Origin of the sequence: Duganella vulcania (genome assembly GCF_009857655.1) — a bacterium.
Classification (GTDB): Bacteria; Pseudomonadota; Gammaproteobacteria; order Burkholderiales; family Burkholderiaceae_D; genus Rugamonas; species Rugamonas vulcania.
In genome coordinates this window covers 137,709-162,255 of the sequence record NZ_WWCX01000004.1, presented here as the reverse complement: position 1 = coordinate 162,255, position 24,547 = coordinate 137,709, and the positions used below count along the sequence as shown (strand labels likewise).

The 24,547-nt window shown below is 62.5% G+C and carries 20 protein-coding genes and 1 pseudogene; 7 read left to right on the top strand and 14 right to left on the bottom strand.

Annotation, left to right across the window (positions count from 1 at the left end):
- Positions 1 to 55: 55 nt before the first annotated feature.
- The 3 genes and pseudogenes from coaE to yacG form a co-directional block, all read left to right on the top strand.
- Positions 56 to 436: pseudogene (gene coaE, locus GTP90_RS06005) on the top strand (dephospho-CoA kinase); the annotation flags it as partial.
- An 88-nt stretch (positions 437 to 524) separates the two neighbouring features.
- Positions 525 to 1,280, top strand: coding sequence for a cell division protein ZapD (gene zapD, locus GTP90_RS06000; protein WP_117013056.1), 756 nt, complete (start codon positions 525 to 527; stop codon positions 1,278 to 1,280).
- Positions 1,281 to 1,289: 9 nt separating this feature from the next.
- A complete protein-coding gene (gene yacG / locus GTP90_RS05995) occupies positions 1,290 to 1,463 on the top strand; it encodes a DNA gyrase inhibitor YacG (protein ID WP_161082636.1) in 174 nt (57 codons plus the stop codon).
- 3 nt (positions 1,464 to 1,466) lie between these two features.
- On the opposite strand, the gene GTP90_RS05990 is transcribed toward yacG, so the two are convergent.
- The 4 genes from GTP90_RS05990 to argJ are packed head-to-tail and all read right to left on the bottom strand — an operon-like array spanning position 1,467 to position 4,435.
- Complete coding sequence (locus GTP90_RS05990) at positions 1,467 to 1,910, bottom strand: anti-sigma factor domain-containing protein (RefSeq protein ID WP_371875026.1); 444 nt, start codon at positions 1,908 to 1,910, stop codon at positions 1,467 to 1,469.
- Positions 1,907 to 2,326 carry an NUDIX domain-containing protein gene (locus GTP90_RS05985; protein WP_161082634.1) on the bottom strand — a complete coding sequence of 140 codons (420 nt, stop codon included), beginning with the start codon at positions 2,324 to 2,326 and terminating at the stop codon, positions 1,907 to 1,909. The genes GTP90_RS05990 and GTP90_RS05985 overlap by 4 nt, the downstream gene beginning before the upstream one ends.
- Entirely contained in the window at positions 2,323 to 3,195 is an 873-nt protein-coding gene (locus GTP90_RS05980; RefSeq protein ID WP_161082633.1) for an ATP-binding protein, read from the bottom strand. Before GTP90_RS05980 ends, GTP90_RS05985 begins: the two co-directional genes overlap by 4 nt.
- 1 nt (position 3,196) lies before the next feature.
- A complete protein-coding gene (gene argJ / locus GTP90_RS05975; protein ID WP_161082632.1) occupies positions 3,197 to 4,435 on the bottom strand; it encodes a bifunctional glutamate N-acetyltransferase/amino-acid acetyltransferase ArgJ in 1,239 nt (412 codons plus the stop codon).
- A gap of 380 nt (positions 4,436 to 4,815) precedes the next feature.
- Here argJ and GTP90_RS05970 point away from each other — a divergent pair, with 380 nt between their 5' ends.
- From GTP90_RS05970 to GTP90_RS05960, 3 genes are all read left to right on the top strand, one after another.
- On the top strand, positions 4,816 to 6,030 hold the full coding sequence (locus GTP90_RS05970) for a porin (RefSeq protein ID WP_161082631.1): 1,215 nt from the start codon (positions 4,816 to 4,818) through the stop codon (positions 6,028 to 6,030).
- A 15-nt stretch (positions 6,031 to 6,045) separates the two neighbouring features.
- The gene (locus GTP90_RS05965) at positions 6,046 to 6,447 is read left to right on the top strand and encodes a type 2 periplasmic-binding domain-containing protein (protein WP_117013051.1); all 402 of its coding nucleotides are present in this window, start codon (positions 6,046 to 6,048) and stop codon (positions 6,445 to 6,447) included.
- Positions 6,448 to 6,520: 73 nt separating this feature from the next.
- On the top strand, positions 6,521 to 8,524 hold the full coding sequence (locus tag GTP90_RS05960) for a sensor histidine kinase (RefSeq protein WP_371875025.1): 2,004 nt from the start codon (positions 6,521 to 6,523) through the stop codon (positions 8,522 to 8,524).
- 4 nt (positions 8,525 to 8,528) lie between these two features.
- Here GTP90_RS05960 and GTP90_RS05955 read toward each other — a convergent pair whose 3' ends face one another.
- From GTP90_RS05955 to secA, 6 genes are all read right to left on the bottom strand, one after another.
- Complete coding sequence (locus tag GTP90_RS05955; RefSeq protein ID WP_161082629.1) at positions 8,529 to 10,184, bottom strand: type VI lipase adapter Tla3 domain-containing protein; 1,656 nt, start codon at positions 10,182 to 10,184, stop codon at positions 8,529 to 8,531.
- Positions 10,185 to 10,202: 18 nt separating this feature from the next.
- Positions 10,203 to 10,469 (bottom strand): PAAR domain-containing protein, encoded by a 267-nt coding sequence (locus tag GTP90_RS05950; protein ID WP_161082628.1) that lies wholly within the window; start codon positions 10,467 to 10,469, stop codon positions 10,203 to 10,205.
- Positions 10,470 to 12,263 carry a type VI lipase adapter Tla3 domain-containing protein gene (locus GTP90_RS05945; RefSeq protein ID WP_161082627.1) on the bottom strand — a complete coding sequence of 598 codons (1,794 nt, stop codon included), beginning with the start codon at positions 12,261 to 12,263 and terminating at the stop codon, positions 10,470 to 10,472.
- Entirely contained in the window at positions 12,260 to 14,590 is a 2,331-nt protein-coding gene (locus GTP90_RS05940) for a T6SS effector phospholipase Tle3 domain-containing protein (RefSeq protein WP_161082626.1), read from the bottom strand. Before GTP90_RS05940 ends, GTP90_RS05945 begins: the two co-directional genes overlap by 4 nt.
- Before the next feature lie 30 nt (positions 14,591 to 14,620).
- Complete coding sequence (locus tag GTP90_RS05935; RefSeq protein ID WP_254451745.1) at positions 14,621 to 17,383, bottom strand: type VI secretion system Vgr family protein; 2,763 nt, start codon at positions 17,381 to 17,383, stop codon at positions 14,621 to 14,623.
- Between the two features lie 289 nt (positions 17,384 to 17,672).
- Entirely contained in the window at positions 17,673 to 20,462 is a 2,790-nt protein-coding gene (gene secA / locus GTP90_RS05930; protein ID WP_161082625.1) for a preprotein translocase subunit SecA, read from the bottom strand.
- 223 nt (positions 20,463 to 20,685) lie between these two features.
- Between secA and GTP90_RS05925 the strand changes: the two genes are divergently transcribed.
- On the top strand, positions 20,686 to 21,165 hold the full coding sequence (locus GTP90_RS05925) for a DciA family protein (RefSeq protein ID WP_254441901.1): 480 nt from the start codon (positions 20,686 to 20,688) through the stop codon (positions 21,163 to 21,165).
- Between the two features lies 1 nt (position 21,166).
- Here the strand turns inward: GTP90_RS05925 and lpxC are convergent, their stop codons facing one another.
- The 4 genes from lpxC to GTP90_RS05905 all read right to left on the bottom strand — a co-directional run bounded on the left by lpxC (position 21,167) and on the right by GTP90_RS05905 (position 24,504).
- Positions 21,167 to 22,102 carry a UDP-3-O-acyl-N-acetylglucosamine deacetylase gene (lpxC, locus tag GTP90_RS05920; protein ID WP_161082623.1) on the bottom strand — a complete coding sequence of 312 codons (936 nt, stop codon included), beginning with the start codon at positions 22,100 to 22,102 and terminating at the stop codon, positions 21,167 to 21,169.
- Positions 22,103 to 22,156: 54 nt separating this feature from the next.
- Complete coding sequence (locus tag GTP90_RS05915) at positions 22,157 to 22,999, bottom strand: DMT family transporter (protein ID WP_161082622.1); 843 nt, start codon at positions 22,997 to 22,999, stop codon at positions 22,157 to 22,159.
- Positions 23,000 to 23,153: 154 nt separating this feature from the next.
- The gene (locus GTP90_RS05910) at positions 23,154 to 23,618 is read right to left on the bottom strand and encodes a hypothetical protein (protein ID WP_161082621.1); all 465 of its coding nucleotides are present in this window, start codon (positions 23,616 to 23,618) and stop codon (positions 23,154 to 23,156) included.
- 7 nt (positions 23,619 to 23,625) lie between these two features.
- Complete coding sequence (locus tag GTP90_RS05905; protein WP_161082620.1) at positions 23,626 to 24,504, bottom strand: extracellular catalytic domain type 1 short-chain-length polyhydroxyalkanoate depolymerase; 879 nt, start codon at positions 24,502 to 24,504, stop codon at positions 23,626 to 23,628.
- Positions 24,505 to 24,547: the final 43 nt, after the last annotated feature.

Genomic DNA, 24,547 nt, shown 5'->3' with positions numbered 1-24,547 from the left:
CAGTCTACCGCGAGTACGCGTGTGACCCGCGCACGCCAAGTGCCCGATTCCACCAGCAGCGGCCCGCCTCGAAGCCATCCTGCACCCGCGCATCCGCGACGCCGCGCTGGCCGCGGCCGCCGCGGCCACCGGCAGCTACGTCATCTTCGCCGTGCCGCTGCTGGTGGAATCGGGCACTTGGCGTGCGCGGGTCACACGCGTACTCGCGGTAGACTGCCCGGAAGAAGTGCAAATCGCCCGCGTGATGGCGCGTAACAATCTGCCGGAAAGCCAGGTGCGCGCGATCATGGCGGCGCAGGCCAGCCGCCAGCAAAGGCTGGACGCGGCGGACGATGTTATCGAAAACGGCAACGGAATCGAGGCTTTGGCGCCCCAAATCGAGCGTCTGCACGATTTATATTTGAAAATGCGCTGGCAATTTCAAAAAGAACGGTAACAATATCCTCGCAACGTTTGTAATTTTGCTTGGCTTGCTTCAAAATCACGGGAATTAATCGCAAGTCCACCTACAGAGGGATGTTATTTTGATTGTCTACGAATATCCTTTCAACGAGCGCATCCGCACGTTGTTGCGATTAGAGGATCTGTACGAGAAATTCAAGTTCTTTGTGCATCAAGAACATCCTATGCAGCACCACGTCGCGCTGGCGACCATCTTCGACATGCTGGAGGTGGCCGGCCGCGCCGATTTGAAATCCGACCTGCTGCAAGAACTGGAGCGCCAGCGCCAATCGCTGCTGGGCTACCGCATGAATCCCAACGTCCAGGCGGAAACGCTGGACGCCATCCTGGCCGAGCTCGACGGCGTGAGCAGCGCGCTGGTCGCGGCCCAGGGCAAGACCGGCCAGAACGTGCGCGACAACGAATGGCTGATGAGCATCCGCGGCCGCACCATCATCCCCGGCGGCGCCTGCGAATTCGACCTGCCGTCCTACTACGCGTGGCAAAAGCGTCCGGCCGAGCAGCGCTTCAACGACATCGCCGCCTGGTTCGCGCCGCTGGCGCCGCTGTTCGACGCGCTGGGCCTGGTGCTGCGCCTGCTGCGCGATTCCGGCGGCCCGGTCAAGATGATCGCCGTGGCCGGCAGCTACCAGCAGATGTTGCAGGGGAAGGTCTACCAGATGCTGCGGCTGACCTTGGACGAATCGCTGGGCGCGATCCCGGAGATCTCGGCCAACAAATACATGCTGTGGGTGCGCTTCACCTCGCAGGGCGGCGACCTGAAACCCAAGCCGCTGGAAGATGATGTACCATTCGAGCTCACCCTCTGTAACTTTTAAAGATTGATCATGGCCACCGTAGTTGACTGCCCTACCTGCTCCGCCAAAGTGGAGTGGAAGGAAGAGAATAAGTATCGCCCGTTCTGCTCGGAACGCTGCAAGCAAATCGATCTCGGCGCCTGGGCCGAGGAAAAGTATGCCATCCCGGCCGCTCCGCCGGTCGATCCGAACGACGAAGAATAAATCCTATCGCGGCTTGACGGCCTGTCCGGTGTACAGCACCGGCCCGCTTGGCGCGGCCGAGCCTCCCTGAGGTTCCAGCGTCATCTCGAACGACCAGCCCGCCTCCAGCGGCGGCAACTTGTCCAGCGCCAGCTTGGCCTGGCGGTCCTGCTCCAGCAAACCCAGCGACACCGGCGCGGCCCAGCCCGGCGCGGATATCCACAATTGCAGCGCCTTGCGGTTGGCGACCACGGTGTCGTGCAACGGCGTCAGCGTCAGTTGGCGGTCCGCGCCCACCAGCGCCACCCAGGCGGCGCTATTGTCCTGCGGCGCGGACAGCACCGCGACCCACGCCGGTCCCGGCGGTTCGGGGCGCAGCACCAGCAGCGCGCCCAGCGCCACACAGGCCGCCAGCGCGGCGCCCGCCAGCCCGCGCCAAACGCCCACCTGATGCCACCAGTTCGTCATTGGTCGCCGTAGCGAACCATGTCCAGCCACGCCAGCAGCGGAATGGTGGCCGGCAGCAGCGGCTCGACACCGACCGCGCCCTGCCATGCGAAGGCCTGGCCTTCCAGGCTTTGCGGCTCGCCGCTCCAGTCGCGGCTGATGAAGAAGTGCAGCCGCACATGCGCGTGTTCGTACACGTGTTCGACGCCGCACCACTCCTCGGCGCTGTTGATATGGAGGCCCAGTTCCTCGACGAACTCGCGCTTCAACGCTTGCAGCACGGTCTCGCCCGGATCGACTTTACCGCCGGGGAATTCCCAATAGCCTTCGTACGGCTTGCCGGCCGGACGCTGGCCCAGCAGCACGTCGCCGTTGGGCTTCATCAGGATGCCGACCGCGACGTCCACCGGTTTGACCTTCGCCTGTGCGCCGCTCATGCCTGCTTCCCGGCGAAGTCCTTGGCGAACTGCCAGGCCACACGGCCCGAGCGCGAGCCGCGCTGCAAGGCCCAGCGCAGCGCGTCGGCGCGCGAGGCTTCGATCTGCGCCTCGGTGCAGCCCAGCGACGACAGCCAGTGGCCGACGATGGCCAGGTAGTCGTCCTGCTTGAACGGATAAAACGTCAGCCACAGGCCGAAGCGTTCGGACAGCGAGATCTTCTCTTCCACCGTCTCGCCCGGATGTAGGTCGCCGTCCTCGTCGTGCTTGTAGCTCATGTTGTCGGACATACGCTCCGGCATCAGGTGGCGGCGGTTGGAGGTCGCGTAGATCAGCACATTGTCCGACTGCGCCGAGATGCTGCCGTCCAGCGCCACCTTCAGCGCCTTGTAGCCGCTCTCGCCCTCTTCGAACGACAGGTCGTCGCAGAAGATGATGAAGCGCTCCGGCCGTCCGGCCACGATGTCGACGATGTCCGGCAGCTCGGCCAAGTCGGCCTTGTCGACTTCGATCAGGCGCAGGCCGTCCTTGCCGAACTGGTTCAAACAAGCCTTGATCAGCGAGGACTTGCCGGTGCCGCGCGCACCGGTCAGCAGCACGTTGTTGGCCGGCCGGCCCTGCACGAACTGGCGGGTGTTCTGCTCGATCTGCTCTTTCTGCGGACCGATGTGCTGCAAATCGTCCAGCGCGATCGGCGACACGTGGGCCACCGCCTGCAGATAACTGGCGCCGCCGCCGCTGCGTTTCCTCCAGCGGAAAGCGAAGCCCAGCTTCCAGTCCGGCTCGCGCGGCGCCTGCGGCAGCACCGCCTCCACGCGCGCCAGCAAGGCCTCGGCGCGCACCAGGAATTGTTCGAGAGGCGTCGCCATCTTAGGAACGGTAGTCGGCGTTGATGCTCACATAGTCGTGCGACAGGTCGCAGGTGTAGACCGTGGCGGCAGCCGCGCCGCGCGCCAGCTTGACGCGCACCAGGATCTCGCTCTGCTTCATCACGCGCTGGCCGTCTTCTTCCTTGTAGTCCGGATTGCGGCCGCCGTTCTTGGCCACCCACACGTCGTCCAGGTACAGATTGAGCTTGCTGACATCGAGGTCGTCGACGCCGGCGTAGCCGATGGCGGCCAGGATGCGGCCCAGGTTAGGGTCGGACGCGAAGAACGCGGTCTTGACCAGCGGCGAGTGGCCGATCGAGTAGGCGATCTTGCGGCACTCTTCCACGCTGGCGCCATCTTCCACGGTGATGGTGATGAACTTGGTCGCGCCCTCGCCGTCACGCACGATGGCCTGCGCCAGGAACAGCGACAGCTCGGTCACGGCGGCCGCCAGTTCGGCGTATTCCGGCGAGTCCACCGAATTGATTTCCAGCGTGCCGGCGCCGGTGGCGATCAGCATGAAGGAATCGTTGGTCGAGGTGTCGCCGTCGATGGTGATGCAGTTGAACGACTTGTCCGCCACCTGCTTGACCAGCACGTCCAGCACCGGCTGCGCGACCTTGGCGTCGAACGCCAGGTAGCCCAGCATGGTGGCCATGTTCGGCTTGATCATGCCGGCGCCCTTGCTGATGCCGCTCATGGTGACGGTGTGGCCGCCGATGGTCACGGTGCGCGAGCCGGCCTTTGGCTGCGTGTCGGTGGTCATGATGGCTTCGGCCGCGTTGTACCAGTTGTCGGCCTTCAGGCCGGCCACCGCTTGCGGCAGGCCCGCGATCACCTTGGCGGCCGGCAGCGGCTCCAGGATCACGCCGGTGGAGAACGGCAGGATCTGCGACGCTTCGCAGCCCAGCTGCGCGGCCAGCGCGGCGCAGGTCTCGTTGGCCAGCGACAGGCCCAGCTCGCCGGTGCCGGCGTTGGCGTTGCCGGTGTTGATCAGCAGCGCGGCGATTGGCTTGCCGCTTTCCTTGGCGGCCGCCAGGTGGGCCTTGGCGATCTGCACCGGCGCGGCGCAGAAGCGGTTCAGTGTGAACACGCCGGACACGGTGGCGGTCGGCGCCACCTTCATCACCAGCACGTCCTTGCGGTTCGGCTTCTTGATGCCAGCTTCGGCAAAGCCGATTTCGATGCCGGCTACAGGCTTCAGTGCGGAGGCGACGGGCAGAGGGGAATTGACGGCCATATGAGTGTTCTCGTGAGTGGAAAGTGGGAGCCGCTATTGTAATACCTGACGGCCAGAATGGCGCATCGCATCAATGTGACTAACGGTCACTCTAAAAGACCACTTCCACAAAGCATGATTTATCCTTAAATTTGCTCAAAAAGCACTAGAAGGATATCGTACAACCCCATGAATTTATTGATGAAAACGTTATCTTGATCGTAAAAACGACAACATTTTAGTACGTCCGTTCTAATTTTCAAAAAACCGTTTCATGCCGTACGGAAATTAGTTTAAGGTCTAGCCCGAATGCCCCATCCCCGCATGTCTCGAGACAAACAAGGCGACATGATCGCCGAACGCAGTACACAGCTGACAACAAATCAAAGGATACAGACCACATGAAAAAGAAACTTTTAGTAGCAGCCATTTTCGCCGCCACCGCCGCCATGCAAGCGCAGGCCGCCACCCTGGGCGACGAGAACCTGAGCATCAGCGGCTTCGGCACGCTCGGCGTCGCCAAGAGCAATACCGACCAGGCGCAATTCGCCCGCTACAACCAGGCCGAAGGCGTGGCCGACAAGGCCAAGATCGGCCTCGACACCAACCTGGGCCTGCAAGCGACCTACAAGATCAACGACTGGCTGTCCGGCACCGCGCAGATCCTGACCCGCAAGAACACCAGCCCGACCTTCACCACCGACCTGACCTGGGCCTTCCTGAAAGCCCGCGTCAACGACGAAGTGAGCGTGCGTGTCGGCCGCGTCGTGCTGCCGACCTTCCTGATCTCGGACTACCAGAACGTCGGCTACGCCAACACCATGATGCGTCCTCCGATTGAAATGTACGGCCAGGCGCCGATCGAAAACGTGGACGGCGCGGACATCAACTTCCAGCGCGCCTTCGGCGACTTCAACTTCACCACCCAGGCCTTCGTCGGCGTCAGCCGCGGCAAGCTGTTCGTGCCGACCGGCGCCGGCTCGGTGGCCACCTACCGCGCGCCAGCCGCCGGCATCAGCTTCACCGGCGAATACGGCCCGTTCCTGGTGCGCGTCGGCCACGCCCGCGCCGACCTGAAGATCAACGACCTGGCGCCGATCAACGGCCTGACCGCCCAGCTGACCCAGTTCGGCTTCAAGCCGCTGGCCGATGACCTCGGCCTGACCAACGGCAAAAAGATCGCCTTCACCTCGATCGGCGCCACCATGGACTGGCACAACATCGTCGTCCAGACCGAATACGCGCAGCGCCGCGCCAAGGAAGCGGTCTATATCCCCGACACCAACGCCTGGTACACCATGGTCGGCTACCGCGTCGGCAAGGTGCTGCCTTACTACGCACACGCTTCCTACCGCGACGCCGGCAGCTCGGTGACCCCGCCTGCCTCCCTGCCGAAGAACCATCCGCTGGGCGCGGCCGTGTATGGCCTGCTGCCATCGCCGGAACAAACGTCCGACCTGATCGGCGTGCGCTGGGACTTCGCCAAATCGGTGGCCCTGAAAGTGCAGGCCGACCGCGTCAAGCCCAAGACCAAGGCCGGTTCCCTGATCTTCGTCAAGCCTGGCTTCAGCGGCAACGTCACCGTTGTCGCCGCGGCGCTCGATTTCGTCTTCTAATCCGGAGTCCCACACATGAAAAAAATGATCATCGCCGCGCTGTTGTCGTCGCTGGCCGCGGCCGGCGCCTCGGCCGAAACCGTCGTCATCGTCAGCCAGAAGAATCCGGCGACCCGCATGTTCTCGGAACAGGCATCGCAATTCTTCCTCGGTAAATCCAACCTGTTCACGCCGGTCGACCAGGCCGAAGGCTCGCACATCCGCGCCGACTTCTACCAGAAGGTGGCGGACAAGGACCCAGCCCAGGTCAAGGCCCTGTGGTCCAAGCTGGTCTTCACCGGCAAGGCCACGCCGCCGAAGGAGTATCCGAACAACGCCGAGGTGAAGAAAGCAGTTGCTGCCGATCCCAAGGCGATCGGTTATATTGACAAGTCGGCAGTGGACGACACCGTCAAAGTGATCCTGACCCTGCCTTAACCTCCAGGTAGCCCTGGCCCCCTGCCGTCCGCGCGGACGGCAGGCGCGTGCGCTCCTGGCACCGCCACAAGGAGTGTACGTTTTGAGTCTATCGCTGCGCGCGAAATTTCTGCTGCTGAGCGCCGTCATCCAGGCGCTGGTGGTTGGCCTGCTGATCTGGAACAGCCTGCGCCTGATGAACCACGCCGTCAGCACCAACGCCGAACGCGTCGCCCGCGAATATGCGGTCACGCTCAACCTCTCCCTCAGCCCCTACGCCACGCGCGGCCGCCTGCCCGAACTGACCAACTACCTGGCCGAGATGCTGGCCGATCCCGACGACAGTTTTCTGCGCTACCTGGTCATCCTCGACGAACAGGAACGGACCATCCTCGAAGTGGGCAAGCGCAAGATGCCGCTGCCGGAGATCCTGCGGCAAGGCGAAGGCACCAGCTTCAAAGGCGTGCATACGCTCCTCGACGGCGCCATGCTGCACGCGCGCTCACCGCTGCTGCTGCGCGACGGCCGCGTGGGCTCCATCAATTTCGGCCTCACCACCAAGGACCTGAAGCAGGCGCGCGACGAGGTGCTGCTGCAGGGCGGCGTGATCTCGCTGGCCGGATTCGCCACCGGCCTGCTGCTGTTCTACGCCTTCACGCATGGCATCGGGCGCCGCCTGAACGCGCTCACCGGCCAGTCGAAGCAGATGGCGCTGGGCGACTACAGCAAGGCGCTGCCGGTCGAGGGCCACGACGAAATCGCCGTCTTCACGCGCGCCCTGAACGCCATGAGCGCGGCGCTGCGCGAGCGCATCGCGCAGCTGGAGCAATCGCAGCAGCGGCTGTCGGAATCGGAGGCGCGCTTCAAGACGCTGTTCGACATGGCGCCGCTGCCGCTCACCGTGTCGGACCGCGATGGGCGCATCGTCGCCGCCAACCGCGCGGTCACGCACACCTTCGGCGCCGGCGCGGCCAAGTTGATCGGCAAGCGCAGCGACGAGGTACCGTTCTGGGCCAGCACGCTGGAGCGCGACCGTATCTGGAACATCTACAAGACCGACGGCGCGGTACATGGCGCCATCGCCGGCGTGCTGCTGCCCGACGGCAGCGTGGGCAGCGTGGCGATCTGGTCGTCCTCGCTGACGCTGGACGGCAACGACTCCATCATCTGGGCGCTGCTGGACCTGACCGAGGAACTCAACGCCAAGCGCGAACTGAAGGACCTCAACGTCTCGCTGGAGACGCGCGTGCGCGACCGCTCGGCGGCGCTGGAGCGCGCCAACGCGGACCTGAGCGCGGCGCTGGAGACCTTGCAGCACACGCAGCACGACCTGCTGGCGGCCGAGAAGATGGCGTCGCTCGGATCGCTGGTGGCGGGCATCGCGCATGAACTCAATACGCCGATCGGCAACAGCCTGCTGGCATCGACCGCGCTGCGCGACCGCGTGACGGAGTTCGACCGCCATGTGGCGGCCGGCGCGCTGCGGCGTTCGGAGCTGACCGCGCACCTGGAGGAAGTGCGCCTGGCCAGCGAACTCATTTCCGGCTCGCTGCACAAGGCGGCGGAGCTGATCGCGTCGTTCAAGCAGATCGCCGTGGACCAGACCAACGACCAGCGCCGCCGCTTCGATCTGCTGTCGGCGGTGCACGACACCATGGCCACCTACATGCCGCGCCTGCGCCGCGCCGAGTGCGAGGTGGTGATGCAAATACCGGAGGGACTGACCTTCGACTCTTATCCCGGCGCCTTGTACCAGGTGCTGAATAACCTGGTCAACAACGCGCTCACGCACGCGTTCGAACAGCGCAAGGGCGGCACCATCACCGTGCGCGCGGAGGCCGTGGACGAGGACATCGTGGAGCTGATGTTCAGCGACGACGGCGCCGGCATGCAGGAGGATGTGCTGCGGCGGGTGTTCGATCCCTTCTTCACCACCAAGATGGGCCAGGGCGGGACGGGACTGGGGATGAACATCGTCTACAACATCGTCACCGGCGTGCTGGGTGGACGCATCACCATCGACTCGGCACCAGGCGTCGGCACGGCGGTGCGCATGCTGCTGCCGTACTCCGCGCCGCAGCGCGAGGCTGCGCGCTAGCGGACTAGTTAGACGGATAGTTGGCCGGATCAATGGCCGGTATGCCGTGATGGGCGAACACGTCACCGCCTTTCGGATGCTTTTGCGTCTTGCGCTTCTCGTCGGACGGCGGGCTGATGAAGACGATGGACGCTTCATTGGTATCGCGCAGGTTGACTGCGGCGCTGATGCCGCCATCACGGTAGCTGCCCATCACGCCAATGGCCATTTGCACGAACAGCGTGGCCGCGCCGGTGTTGCCCAGGCGCTTGTCGGTGTCGATGAACTGGGCGGACTTGCCGCTGTCGATCTCGGGACCGCCATGTGCAGCCTGGTCGGTCAGCAGGCTATGCAGGGCGATGGCCTGGCTGCTGTTTCCACCGGTGGCGGCAATGATGCGGACCGGGGCCTTGGCGCGCTCCGACTCGGGCAGCGTGCGCAATGCTTCCTGCCAGCCGGCCTGCAAGGCTTTTTCCCGTTCGTCGCGGCGCGTGAGCGGCTGGCCGTTCGCGTCGCTGAATTTGACGAAGGTCGGACGGTGGATATAACCAAGCGTGGGCAACTTGTCGAAGGTGGCCAGCTGTTCACGGTTCCAGGGAACAGGGAACCATGGCGTGGGCCGCCAGTCTTTCGGCGGCCGGTGCATCCACGGAATGACGCTGTCGAATACATGGGGCAGGCCGGTGCCGCGGACGTCCGGACGAGTGGCAAAAGCGGCGGCGGCTTCCAGCCACTCGGAAACGAGCGGTGTGCGTAAGGGCCCGTCATTTGGGCCGAGCTGAGTTGGATCCGCCCCAACTTGCGCCGGCGTGCGGGTAATTTCCTTGCGCTCAGGATGAGGAACGGACTGCTGCAGTGTGCAGTACATCCACCGTAAGGTGTTTTGCAAAAAGTCGTTGTCCGGATCATCCCAGACGAACGGACGCACCGGGTCAACCCGTTCACGGCGTGCCAGCACGAACAGCGCGGACGAGTCCGGCATCTCGGGGATGTAATAGCCGTCCTTGAGCAACTTGGGTCCATCCATGGGACGGGTGCTGTCGCGAAACGCCATGCTGTCGTCCGAATTAAGGACAATATAGGGCACGTCTGGATGGGTATCGAAGAACGCGAACACATCTTCAAGAATGTGATCTGGACGCTCGCCAAAGCGTCGGGGTCCCGCGACAAATAAATGCCAAGCCATGCCTGAGACAACTGCACCTTCAGCGAGCCCTATTACAGGGGCGTTCTCTTTGTCGGTCATTGTCGGATCGAGCGCCAAAGGTTCGGCGTTAAACACTGGCACTCCATAATACATGGGCGTGTATTGCGCGCCGTTCTCAAGTGTGTCGCCGCCACGTCCACCGTTGGTGCCATTTTTGTCCCTGGCACTCCATGGATATTTATTAACGTCTTGTTCCCGAACCGTTACGTAGGGACTTCCTCGTTGTAGCACGTCCCACAGCTTGCCCTGCCGGTACTTGTCCAGAGTGACACCGAGCCCGATAACTTCAAGCACGTATTCCTGACGAACTTGCCCAGCGGAGCCGGCGCGTTGCGCCGACACTATTGTTTTTAACTGTTTCTCCCGGGCTTGCGCGTCCAGTGATGCCGTCGTCCAGTGCACACCAAGCCACAGCGCGACCGCAATCCCGCAGCACCACCATCGTTTTTTTATCATCTTCTCGCTCAGCGCCAAACGTCTTTTATAGAAGGTCTACGCCCGACCGAAGTTATCGACGGTGGCCACCAGCGTCGCACCGCAACTGGTTTTATGGCCTTCGTAGGCAACGGCGACGCCGTCGATGGTGTGGTGAGGATCACCTTCGATGATGACGCACTTGCCATGCCCTTTGATCGGGCAGGTGCATTCGTCGCCGACGCGCGCGACAGCGATGCCGCCCACCGTAAAATGGGTGGCCGCGACGCGGACGACCTTGCCGCCGTGGCTGGTGGAGTCGTTTAAACGAATGACTTTACGCATCTAGTTTGACGGATAGTTGGCCGGATCAACGGCCGGTGTACCGTGATGGGCGAACACATCACCGCCTTTTGGATGCTTTTGCGTCTTGCGCTTCTCGTCGGACGGCGGGCTGATGAAGACGATGGACGCTTCATTGGTATCGCGCAGGTTGACTGCGGCGCTGATGCCGCCATCACGGTAACTGCCCATCACGCCAATGGCCATTTGCACGAACAACGTGGCCGCGCCGGTGTTGCCCAGGCGCTTGTCGGTGTCGATGAACTGGCTGGACTTGCCGCTGTCGATCTCGGGACCGCCATGTGCAGCCTGGTCGGTCAGCAGGCTGTGCAGGGCGATGGTCTGGCTGCTGTTTCCGCCGGTGGCGGCAATGATGCGGGCCGGGGCCTTGGCGCGTTCCGCCTCGGGCAGCGTGCGCAGCGCTTCCTGCCAGCCGGACTGCAAGGCTTTTTCCCGTTCATCGCGGCGCGTCAGCGGCTGGCCGTTCGCATCGCTGAACTTGACGAAGGTCGGACGGTGGATATAACCGAGCGTGGGCAACCTGTCGAAGGTGGCCAGCTGTTCCCGATTCCAGGGAACCGGGAACCATGGCGTAGGCCGCCAGTCTTTCGGCGGACGGTGCACCAACGGATTGACCCCGTCGAGTACGTGGGTCAGGCCGGTGCCGCGAACGTCCGGACGATTGGCAAAAGCGGCGGCCGCTTCCAGCCATTCGGAAACGAGCGGTGTGCGTGAGGGTCCCTCATTCTGGCGGCGCTGAGTTGGATCCGCCCCAACTTGCGCCGGCGTGCGGGTAATTTCCTTGCGCTCAGGATGAGGAACGGACTGCTTCAGTGTGTAGTACATCCACCGTAAGGTATTTTGCAAAAAATCGTTGTCTGGATCATCCCAGACGAATGGACGCACCGGATCAACCCGCTCACGCCGTGCCAGCACGAACAGCGCAGACGAGTCCGGCATCTCGGGGATGTAGTAGCCGTCCCTGAGGAGAGGAGCTTCGTTGGGAGGGCGGGTGGTATCGCGAAACTCCATGCTATCGTCCGAATTCAATACGATATACGGCACATCGGGATTGGCGTCGAAGAAAGCAAACACGTCCTCAAGGATATGGTCAGGGCGTTCGCCGAAGCGACGAGGGCCAGCTGCAAACAAATGCCAAGCCATGCCGGAAGAAACAGCACCTTCTGCAAGCCCGGGACGAGGGTCATTTTGCTTGTCTATCATTGCCGGATCAAGCACCGGTGGTTCAGCATTGAACACGGGTACCCCGTAATACATCGGCGTATACTGCGCACCATTTTCCAGCGTGTCACCACCGCGTCCACCGCTGACGCCTCCTTTATCCAGGCCGCTCCAAGGATATTTATTGGGATCCTGTTCGCGAATCGTCACATACGGACTACCCTTTTGCAACGCCTCCCACAGCTTACCCTGCCGATACTTGTCCAGAGTGACACCGAGTCCGATAACTTCGAGCACGTATTCATTGCGGGCCTGTCCGGTGGCGGCTGCGTGTTGGGTATGCACCTGCATGTGCGCTCGCGATTGTTGTTCGCTAGCTCGTGCTTGTTGGGTTACCATCATCCAACGCGCACCGAGCACCAAACCTACCACAGCCACCGGCCCTACAGCCCACCACCACAATCGGTTACCCATCGTTTGCTCCTGCATCATTAAACTATTCGGTTGGACTACCACCATGACGAATAACGTCCATAGCGGGATCAGAATGATAAGCGCAATAAACGCGCCCAGCAGATACTTCCATAATTTAGGTGGCTGCACGGTTACGTTCATGCGTGTCCCTTTTTCTCAGCAGTGGCAGCGACTGCGGTTCGCTTGCCACCCGTCGTCTCGCATACCACCGACGTTGGAAGTCCAACATGCAGCGCCGGCACGCAGGATGGCAATAGGCCGGTGCTGTAGTATTTCGCATTACCTTCGATTATTTCCCTACGCCACGCTGGTTCGACATTGCAGTAAATGGAAAAAGTCTTGATGAATTTTTCCCACGTCAAAATTGACGGTCTGGTGGATTTACTATATTGAAGTCGCCAATCTGCCACCGCGCACAAATATTGGTAAAACAACGGATCGCTCGCAGCCTTCCCGCCGCCTATGGCCACATCATACGCGGTGACCTGGCGATGGTTTTCCTTGCTCCCAATAATCGCGCCGTGGAAGGATTTCGGGCTGACCTCGTGCTGCCAGCGCTTCCGCGCCTCATTCGGACTTTCCCGAACGTCGCCCCTCACCGTTCCGTCTGGAAGACGTGTCGCACGCATGATGCGTCGCTGATCATCCGGGTTCGTTTTGCCCTGATTGTAGCTGTAACGCTCTTGGATCATGCGTAGTTCTCGCAGCCCCAAAATCTGCGGAGAACTACAAGGGTGTTTTCTACCGGTAGGATCGGGAAGCTCCTCCTGCCAAAAATTCAGTCCATCGCCGCTGGTAATGGCGATGGCAGAATCGATGGGATCAACTTCCTCGCAAGGCCCTTGGTCTTTTCTATCGAGCTTGGCCTGCACAGAATTTTTGGGAAATTCCTTTGAACCCGGATCGATCTGACCCGCACCACGCAAGTCGGCGACGACCGGCACGGGCAGCGCCTCGCCATTAATGCGGCGCAGACCTTCCCGCAGCCACGAGGCTGGCTTAACAAAATCCAACCGACTTTTTTCTGGCGGCCATGCCACCTCGGGGTTGCTGCTACGGTGACCGCGTCCTGACTCCGCCACGTGCGCGTGTTCATCTTCCCCCTCGATACGCAAGGCAAAATCGTGCGGAGCCTGCCCCACCAGTACAGGGCCCGAGGTTTTTTTAGCCGGGTCCAGTCGCTTCTTGCTCGTAAATACGCGTTGGAAGAAACCCTTGTTCTTGGTTAGTTCCGCAAAAGGCTGCAATTGACTAAACTTGGTTTTCCAGGTGACGTCGACCTCGTTGCTCCAGATACTAGTCTTTTTTTCGGTCTTTTCCGTCTCGGATAGCGTCGTGCCGCCGATATAGTCAGGCACTCCTGACCAGCCAATGCCCTGGATATTGTCAAGCGCCACAGTCATGTCTTCCGGGCAGAAATACAAGTAGACCTTGCCGCGATTGTCGCGATCCGCAGCAGGGCTCCATTTCGCCCCCACCATGCCACAATATTTCCCCTGGTCCGTCAGCGCCTGAATGGGCGGTGTGGTGTGTTTTTTGCCGACGACGCCATTTACAATATTCACCAGCGTTTTTACGCGTGCCTCCGTCGTTTGCCTGTCGGCGATGGTGTCATAATGGCCTTTCATGACCTCATCGTCTCCACCGCCGAACGGCCTGAGTCCCTCGATTGCCGAAAAAAACATGGTGGTATCCTCGACCAAGCTATACGGCGGGTGGGTCAACACCAGCGTGTCGGCCGGCCGTTGCTTGGCGTCTTTGGAATCAAGCAGGAACGCTTGCGCCAACAAGGAAATTAGGCACCCCTGGCTGTGCGCGACGATAGACACCGTTTCGTCGGGGTCGTAATCGTGGATCATTGTGATCAGCGCTGCCAGGCGCTTGGCGGCCAGCACCATGTACATGCGGCCCGGCGCGCTTAACAGGGGGCGTACAGGGTCGCCGCCCACGTCGAGCGGCGAACACAGGCCGCTGTTCCACATGTCGGGCAAGGTGGACGTGGCGTTGCCGAATGGACCGCCGCCCTTGGACAGGTCCTTGTCGAGACGGTTGCCAAAGCGGTCGGTGCGTTGGCCATTCTTGCTTTTGGCAAGGGGATCTTCTTCCCGAAATCCCCAGTAAAACGGAATCACCGGACTGTGCGTGGCGCCGTCCATCTTCCGCTTGAAATACACCGCGTCCGGGTCCGGCTCCAGCCGCTCCTTGTCCTCCGCCGTCGGCATGCGATAGGTGCCGGGGGAAAAGCAGCCCTTCGCGCCGCGCGCAATGTTGTACATCCGGGCATCCAGCCCCTGACAGAGCCCCTCTTCCACCGCACCATAGCTGGTGCCGACGTCATTCACGCCATGGATCACGATGATATTGCCGGGCAGGTCGGGTTTGACCGCGACCGTCTTGTCGGCAACGCGGTTGCTTTGCAGGACGCTGCATCCCTGCCCAACTCCATAAGATTGTTTTGGATAACTCATTTCATATGCCTGCTGTGTTTTGTCGTCTTCTTACGCTTTGTCCGAAAGGATCCGGACATTGGCAATATGCATGGCATCGCGCTGCAGGATGTCGGTCTTGCCCTGCGCATCGCTGACACCCTTGACCGTCGTGCCGTCGCTCATGTCGATCTCGAACTTGCGGTTAGGCGCGATGACCGCGCCGTCGGTATGCGGTCCATACTTGAGAAGGAATTTCTGATCCGGCGCACCACTGTCAAAGGTCGGCAGCTCGGTTGCCATCGTGGTCGGCCCCGAGAAAGGGAAGTTGGCCGCGTGCTGGCTGATGTCGCCCTTGCTGCCGAGCTTGATCCCGCCGCCGATCTTGATGAACGAGCCGTCCTCGGCAATAAGGTGAATTTCCTTGGCCATCAAGCGGATCACACCATCGCTGGCGCTGACCTTGACGTTCTTCGCGGCGTTGATTTCGGTGTCTTCATCCTGGCTTTGCAGCAGCAGCTTGCCGTGATGCGCAATGGCCTTAATGCCGTCGTGGTGCGAGAACAGGGAGATGCCCTTGCCTGCGTTCAGGTTGAAGCGCTGGCCAGCGGTCAGTTGCAGGTGCTGCTGCGCCACGCTGTCGAGGTTGCTGCCGGCATAGCTGACGATGCTCTTGGGCGTTGCGAAGCTTAGACCGTCCGGCGCGGTGATGCCGATGACCGGCGCGCCGCCCTCCGCGCCGTCGGGTGCGGTATTGCTGCCGTTCTCCCACTGCTTGATTTTCGATTGCAGTTCAGCCTGCGGCTTGTCGTCCAGCGGCAGGGCCTGATGCTCCGCAGCGTAGTTACCCAGGCTGCGGAATTGCTCCAGGCATTGTTCCATCAGCGACAGGTACTCGGCGCGCGCCAGTTGACTGTCCACCGCATGCAGGCGCTGCCAGGCGGTGAGCAGCAGGCCCTTGGCGGCACGCAGTGCGATATGCTCGTCGCTGCGCAGCTCCGCGCCCTCGCCGCGCGGCTTGGCCTGGCCGTTGCGCCGTGGATGGGTCAGGTGGCCCAGATTCAGTTCGCTGTGGCCGTGTTCACTGGCCAGTTGCGCGCTGATCTGGCCGGGCGTGTCGTCCAGGCGCAACTGGTTGTAGCGCGTGCCCTTGACTTCCTTGCTCTTGATACCCGACAGGTATTTATTACCGGGCAGCGCGCCGCTATGGCTGAAATCAGGCGGCGGCGCAACGCCGTTGTGCACGCGGCCAGTGATCACCGGCTTGTCCGGATCGCCGTTCAGGAACGAAACGAGCACCTCGTCTCCGGCGCGCGGCAGCGAGATCGCGCCCCATTGCGCGCTGGCCCAAAAGCTGGCCACCCGCAGCCAGGCCGAATCGCGCTCGGTATCGGAAGCGCCCGCGCCTTGCGCATGCTCGTGATCCACCGCGCGGCAACCGGGGAAGCGGACCTTCACCCGCCCCTGCTCGTCGCAATGCACCTCTTCATTGACTGGCCCGACCACCAGCACGCTTTGGGTCTGCACGCGTGGCAGGTCGATGCGTGGATCGAAGGCCGGCACGATCGAAATGCCGCGCCGCACGCAGGTGAAGCGGTTGGCGTAGCGTGCCTGGCGTTCCGCGCCGGCCTGTTCCAGCGCGGCGCCATGATCGGCGCCATCCGTGTGCCAGCGGTTCAGCGCAAACAGGCGGCGCGCCTTGTCGGACAGGGTTTTAGGCAGGTTGTTATCCGCCTCGACGTGCAGCTCGGTGATGACGAATTCGCGCTCTTCGGCCGGATGACTGTCGATTTCGGCGTGGCCGGTAACGCCTATCCATTGACCGACGCACAGGTCGCGCACGCCGCTTTCGGCCTGGAAGCATTTCGACTCGTATTCGTGGCGCAGCATACGCAGCGTGCCCAGGCTGTGGTAATCCTCGGCGTCGTCGCCAGCGTGCGGGGGATCGACCACGTGGTCGTCCAGGCTGGCGGCGAACTGGCTGCCGAGCGGCCCCTGGTCGTTGCGGCTGCTCTCCTGGGCGCTCATCATGCCGGCCCGCGCGTAATCCCAGCTGTGTCGGGTGACGCTGCCGGGAGTCAGGGTGCGCACAGCGTGCCAGGCGGTGATGCTGTCGCGGCTTTCGGTGCCGTCGTCGCGGTGGTAACGCACGAGGCCCGCGGCATTCTGCGCGAGGGACGAAACATCGTCGAACAAGGCCAGCGTGTGGGCCGGGGTGTCGTCGCTGCCGGTGTCGCTGGCGTCGCCGGGCCGGATGAACCAGGCCAGGCCGCGCCGCTTCCACAAGCGGCGCAGGAAGGCCGCATCGGATTCATTCGATTGCATGGTAAATTCGCGCGCCGGATAGTTGCTCTTCAACTGCCCCAGGTCGAATTTGAAAGCACGCGCCAGCACCGGATTGTTATGCTGCCATTCGCTCAGCAGAAGTTGGGTGATATCGACTTCGTTCTGGTTGCGGAAGACCCGGGTATTGCTGCGTTTTTCCATGATGGACAGGGCGTCGCGCACGATCAGCTGGTAAGTGGCCAGTCCGCCATCGCTCTCACCTTCCACCGCGACATCGACGATGCCGCACACCGAGCGCAGCGTGCCCATGTCGGTAACGAACTGCAATTCAACTGGCGCCGCGATCAGTTGCTTGGTCGGCACGCCGGCCTGGCTGGCGACGCATAGCAAGCGATATTCAATGCCACCGCAAATGGTTTCGATGCCGCTGACGTGCTTGATCAGCAAGGCATCGTCGGCGACGCCTTGTTCGTGGGACAGACGCAGGCGGATCGGACGCTTGGCTTCGCTCAGGCCCATGCCCACGGCCAGCCGCTCGTTCAAATTCATTTGGGTTCTCCAGGGGAATCGGGGCGCATGCGTCGCGACTCAGGCGGCATGGCATGTCGATGGCAGCTATTGTGCGAAACGCGGTGCGGGAGTTGCAATCAAATAACATGCAATAAAAAATATCATAAATGATAACTTTATTCGGTGGAGCATGTTACGCGTAAAACCGCCGGGCTGGCGCGCGATTGAACATGGCCCGAAGGCAGCCGAAAAAGGTGCGGGGAGCCAAATGAAAAACGGCCCGATCGTGGTTACGATCGGGCCGTTGAGGTCTGCGCCTGCGTCTGGCTTAGGCCAGCTTGCCGTGGCACGCCTTGTACTTCTTGCCGCTGCCGCATGGGCATGGGTCGTTGCGTCCGACTTTCAGGCCCATCTCCATCAGCTGCTCGCCGCTCAGGCCTTTCAGCTCCGGCGGCAGGCCGCCGAAGGCCGCTGGCGCTGGCGCCAGGAGTTCTTCCGGTGCCGCGTTCGGGTTGAAGTCGGCGTGCTGGTAGCTCACGTTCTCAACGTGCGACTGCTGCATCGCCGCTTCGGCCGCGTCGATCTCTTCGCGCGACTGGATGCGGACCGTCATGATCAGCTTGACCACTTCGTTCTTGATCATGTCCAGCATCTGGCCGAACAGCTCGAACGCTTCGCGCTTGTATTCCTGCTTCGGATTCTTCTGCGCATAGCCGCGCAGGTGGATACCCTGGCGCAGGTGATCCAGCGCCGCCAGGTGTTCACGCCAGTGGCTGTCCACGCTTTGCAGCATCACGTTGCGTTCGAAGCCGCCGAACGATTCCTTGCCGACGATGTCGATCTTCGACTGGTACAGCGCATCGGCCGCGGCCAGCACGCGTTCCAGGATGTCGTCGTCGTTCAGGTTCTGTTCTTTTTCCAGCATGGCGCGCAGCGGCAGGTCGATCTGCCATTCCGACGCCAGCGCCGCTTCCAGGCCCTTGATGTTCCACTGCTCTTCCACCGATTCCGCCGGCACGTATTCGCGCACCAGGTCGGTGAAGGCGCCGTGGCGCAGGGACTCGATCAGCTCCGAGATGTCGGTCGCTTCCAGCAGCTCGTTACGCTGCTGGTAAATCACTTTACGCTGGTCGTTGGCGACGTCGTCGTATTCCAGCAGCTGCTTGCGGATGTCGAAGTTGCGTGCCTCGACCTTGCGCTGCGCCGACTCGATCGAGCGCGAGACGATGCCCGCTTCAATCGGTTCGCCTTCCGGCATCTTCAGGCGGTCCATGATGGCGCGCACGCGGTCGCCCGCGAAGATGCGCAGCAGCTGGTCGTCCAGCGACAGGAAGAAGCGCGACATGCCGGGGTCGCCCTGGCGTGCGGCGCGGCCGCGCAGCTGGTTGTCCACGCGGCGCGACTCGTGGCGCTCGGTGCCGACGATATGCAGGCCGCCGGCGGCAACCACCTGCTCGTGCAAGGCCTTCCAGCCGTCGCGCAGCGCCTGCGATTGCGCGGCCTTGTCGGCGTCGCTCAGGTCAGGGTTGGCTTCGATGAACTGGATCTGCTTCTCGACGTTGCCGCCCAGGACGATGTCGGTACCACGGCCGGCCATGTTGGTGGCGATGGTGATCGCTTTCGGGCTGCCCGCCTGGGCGATGATTTCCGCTTCACGGGCGTGCTGTTTCGCGTTCAGGACGTTGTGCGGCAGGCCGCCCTTGGTCAGGATGCCCGACAGCAGTTCCGAGTTTTCGATCGAGGTGGTACCCACCAGCACCGGTTGGCCGCGGTCGTAGCATTCGCGGATTTCCAGCATCATGGCGTTGTACTTCTCGGCCGACGATTTGTAGACCTGGTCCTGACGGTCCTTGCGCTGCGAAGGACGGTTAGGCGGGATCACCACGGTTTCAAGGCCGTAGATTTCCTGGAATTCGTAGGCTTCGGTATCGGCGGTGCCGGTCATGCCGGCCAGCTTCGCATACATGCGGAAGTAGTTCTGGAAGGTGATCGAGGCCAGGGTCTGGTTCTCGTTCTGGATCTTCACGCCCTCTTTCGCTTCGACAGCCTGGTGCAGGCCGTCGGACCAGCGGCGGCCGGTCATCAGGCGGCCGGTGAATTCGTCGACGATCACCACTTCATTGTTCTGCACCACGTAGTGCTGGTCCTTGAAGTACAGCGCGTGCGCGCGCAGCGCCGCGTACAGGTGGTGCACCAGCGTGATGTTGGCCGAGTCGTACAGCGAGGCGCCTTCCGGCAGCAGACCCATCTTGGTGAGGATCGCCTCGGCCTTTTCGTGGCCGGCTTCGGTCAGCAGCACCTGGTGGGCTTTTTCATCCTTGGTGTAGTCGCCGGGGACTTCAACCTTGCCCTTGCCGTCCGGGGTTTCCTCGCCGATCTGCTGGGTCAGCAGGCGCGGGACTTCGTTGATCTTGTAGTACAGGTCGGTGTGGTTCTCGGCCTGGCCGGAGATGATCAGCGGGGTGCGGGCTTCGTCGATCAGGATCGAGTCGACTTCATCGACGATGCCGAAGTTCAGCGCGCGCTGCACGCGGTCGCGGGCTTCGAACACCATGTTGTCGCGCAGGTAGTCGAAACCGAACTCGTTGTTGGTGCCGTAGGTGATGTCGGACGCGTACGCCGCCTGCTTGGTGGCGTGCTCCATCTGCGACAGGTTGATGCCGGTCGACAGGCCGAGCCAGCCGTACAGCTTGCCCATGGTGTCGGCGTCGCGCTGGGCCAGGTAATCGTTGACGGTGACGATGTGCACGCCCTTGCCCGACAGCGCGTTCAGATAGGCCGGCAGGGTCGCGGTCAGGGTCTTGCCCTCGCCGGTGCCCATTTCGGCGATCTTGCCGTAGTGCAGAACCATGCCGCCGATCAGCTGCACGTCGAAGTGGCGCATCTTGAAGACGCGCTTGCTCGCTTCGCGGCAGACGGCAAACGCCTCGGGCAGGATCGCGTCCAGCGATTCGCCATTGGCGATGCGTTCCTTGAATGCAGGCGTCTTCGCTTGCAGCTCGGCGTCGGACAGTTTTTCCATCGCCGGCTCGAGCGCATTGATCTCGCGTACCGTTTTTTGGTATTGCTTGAGCAGCCGCTGGTTGCGGCTACCGAAAATCTGGGTCAGTAATGACATGCTTGAATTCTTGAAAAAACGCCGTTAAAAAAAGCTCTGTAGGTGAAAAACGCCTTACCGCACGGAGTTCGACTATGGCAAAAGACGGTGATTTTATCATGCGTCCGCGCCTACATTGGGTTATTGACCTGTTTAACAATAGCCCAAGGGTGAACAATGTCACAAAATTAAGCTATTTTAACCGGTGGTGACGTTTTTTTGCCGCTGTGATATGTTGCTGCGCATGCGATTCAACTCCTCCAACATCTCGATCAAGCGCCGCGCCCCGGTCGGGGCCACCGATTTCCTGCGCCGCGACGATAAAATGGCCGCCCTGCTGCCGGCCATCGAGCGCATGGCCGCGCTGCAAAAAGACTGCGCGGCGGCCCTGCCGGCCATGTTCAAGTACTGCGAGATCCTGGCTTTCGAGGCGGGACAATTGACCTTGTCGCTGCCGAACGCCTCGCTGGCGGCCAAATTGAAGCAGCAGCTGCCCAAGCTGCAGGAGACGCTGGCGCGCCGCGGCTGGAAGGTGGATGGCGTGAAACTGAAAGTGCAGATGACCAAGCCGGCCGAGATCAAGGAGCAGATGCGCTCGCTGTCGCTGACCGAGGCGGCCGTGACGGCCTTCGACGAGCTCGGTCACACGCTGGAGGACACGCCGCAGAACGCCACGCTGATCGCGGCGCTGAAGGCGATGGTGGCCAAGCGCCGCACCACCTAGCTTAAGTTAGCGCCCACTCACGCGCCATCTGGCGCAGGTACGACGGTGGTGCGACCTCATTGGTCTCGAACGAGACGATTTCATAGGCATCCGGATGCTTGAGCAGCTCCAGCAGCAGCTGGTTGTTCAGCGAGTGGCCGGACTTGTGCGCCTCGTAGCTGGCCAGCAGCGGGTGGCCGACCAGGTACAGGTCGCCGATGGCGTCCAGGATCTTGTGGCGCACAAACTCGTCGTCGTAGCGCAGGCCGTCCGAGTTGAGGATGCGGTACTCGTCCATCACGATGGCGTTCTCCAGCGAACCGCCGCGCGCCAGGCCTATGCCGCGCAACATTTCCACGTCCTGCATGAAGCCGAAGGTGCGGGCGCGGGCCACGTCGTGCACGTAGGAGACGTCGCCGAAATCCACGCGGGCGCGCTGCTGGGTGCCGTCCACGGCCGGATGGTTGAACTCGATGAAGAAGTCCAGCTTGAAGCCGTTGTGCGGGCTCAGGCGGGCCCATTTTTCCTTGTCGCCCGTGCCTTCGCGGATTTCCACCGGCTTGAGCACGCGGATGAATTTCTTCGCGGCCGGCTGTTCCTGCACGCCGGCTTGTTGCAATAAATATACGAAGGACGAGGCCGAGCCGTCCATGATGGGGATTTCCTCGGCGCTGACCTCGATGTACAGGTTGTCCAGCCCGAGGCCGGCGCAGGCCGACATCAGGTGCTCGACGGTCGACACGCGGGCGCCGTCCTTGACCAGCACCGAGGCCATGCGGGTGTCGCCCACCGCCATCGCGCTGGCGGGGAACTCCACCACCGGGTTCAAATCGACGCGGCGGAACACGATGCCGGTATCGGGCGCGGCCGGGCGCAGGGTCAGCTCGACCTTGGTGCCGGAGTGCAGCCCGACACCTGTGGTGCGGACCAGTTCTTTGATGGTGCGTTGTTTTAACATCCGACGATTATAGCGAAGTTGGGTCCGCCGCGCTGTCTACGGACTTTCCTTCAATCAAGGATGCTCGGCCTCGGCGTGGACCGTCTCGCGCCGCACCAGGTAGATGCCGCTGGCGATGATGATGGCGGCGCCCAGCAGCGTGTAGCCGTCGGGCAGCGTGTGCCACAGCAGCCAGTCGATCGCCACGCCCCAGGCCAGCGCCGAGTATTCGAACGGCGCCACCACCGACGCCTTGCCCGAGCTGAACGCGCGCGTGATCGCCAGCTGGCCGAGGAAGCCGCTCAGCGCCAGCGCCAGCAACACCCAGCCGTCCTCGGCGCGCACCGGCACCCAGTGGCTGAACGACATCGCCAGGCCGCCGCCGGCCATCATCAGCAGGTACCAGAACATCATGGACTCGTTGCTGTCGGTGCGGGCCAGCACGCGGCTGACGATGGCGGCCATCGCATAGCACGCGGCCGAGCCCAGCAGCGCCAGCCCGCCCAGCGTCAGGAAGCCCGTGCCTTCAGGCCGCAGCACCACCAGCACGCCGAGCAGGCCCACCACGATGGCGACCCACTGGCCGGCGCCCACCTTCTCCTTGAGCACGAACACCGACAGCGCCGTGATCAGCGACGGCGCGATGAAGAAGATCGAATACGCCTCGGCCAGCGACAGCGCCTTGAGGCCGTAAGCGAACGAGGTCAGCATGGCGATGCCGAGCAGGCTGCGGAAGATGTGCATGCCCCAGCGCACGCGGAAGATGCCGCGGAAGGCGCCGCGATACAGCATGTAGCCGCACAGCAGAGGCAGCGAACTGAGCGCGCGCATGGCGGTCACTTGCGTGGCGGGATAGTGGGAGGACAGCACCTTCATGGTGGTGTCCATGAACGAGAACATGGCGACCGCGGCCAGCATCGCATAGATGCTGCGCAGGTTTTCCGGGCGGGTGGCGGTGGACAGGGGAAGCTCCTTGCATCAGGTCCGTGCGGACCACTGGGAACGTCATCATGGCGACGTCCGGAGCCAGGACCAGGACAGAGCCCGGTCATGCGGATTATAGCAAAGCCGCTCAGCGAATGCCGCCGGTGCCGCCGTCCTGATAGAGGCCGTAGGCTTCCGGCATGTAGATCGACTGCACCAGCCAGCCGGCCTTCTGCTCGTAGGTGAAGTTGTAGTCGTGGATGCGCACCGGCCACTTGAGCCGGCAAGTCTTGTCGTCGAAGTCGATTTTTCCGATGTACTCGCTGTCCTTGGTCTTCTTCAAGTCCTGGCGGAACTGCATCTCCGCGCCGAACAGCTCGGCGTAGTGGTCGTTGAAGGCGGCCCTGGTCACGCGCAGCGGCCGGTCGCCGTCATAGGCGGACAGCAGCAGCAAAGGAAATTTATACAGCCGCGCCGAGGTGCCCGGCTCGTCCCGCAGCGCGGCCGCACGCACGGCGATCCAGGCTGCGCGCAGGCTGTCCGGCGTGGGCGCCTGGCAGGCCAGCGCCGGGACCGATATGGCGGCCAACAATAGTGCGATGAGCGGTTTCATGCCCGCATTATAAACGGCGGTGCTTGTCGAAGAAGTTCCAGATCACGTCATTGGCGTCGATGTCGCGGCTGGTCTTGCCGATCGGCAGGCCGACATTGAACGGATCGGCGCCGGGCCAGGTATGGCCGCCCTCCCTGACGGTCGCCAGCGCCACGCTCAGCTGGCCGTTGCCGCGCTCCACCCAAGCCACCTCGGTGCCGTCGCCGGAGTCGCTGTCGATCACGCGGCGGCTCGCGCCTGCGGGGTCCAGGCCATTTCGCTTCAGCCAATAGCTGTAGCTGTCCTCGGCCGACAAATAGCCGCCCGGCTTGCCGCCATACGCCACCACCTGGTCCGCCGTGCCGTGCACCAGCAGCACGCCGACCTTGCCCGGCTTGGTATGGTGCTGCACCACCGGTTCCGGCATCGGCCCGCCCACCGATGCCACGGCCGCGAACAGGTGCGGCAGCTCGGCCGCGATGCGCAGCGCGAAGAAGCCGCCACGCGACAGGCCGGTCGCGTACACGCGCTTGCCGTCGATGCGGTAGTCCTGCTTGAGCTTGGTCAGCAGCGCTTCGGTAAAGCCGATGTCGTCGGTCCCCTCAAGATAGGACATGCCGAAACCGACATTCCAGTCCTGCTTGACGCCCATGGGGTAGACGACGATGAACTGGTGACGGTCAGCGGCGCGGTTCATTTGCGTGTACAGCATTTGTTCGGCCATGGTCATGCCGCTGCCGTGGAAATTGAAGACGACCGGGTAGGCCTTCTGCGGCTGGCCGGCGTAGGACGGCGGGGTGTAGACCAGGTAGCGGCGCTTCTCCTCCTTGTGTACGAGGGATTGCACCTGCGCGAACGCCGGGAAAGCGGCACAGGCAAGGACGGCAAGGCTGATCAGTATTTTCATGGGGCTGGTCTCGGTTAAGTGAACGAGCACCCAGCATAAAAAA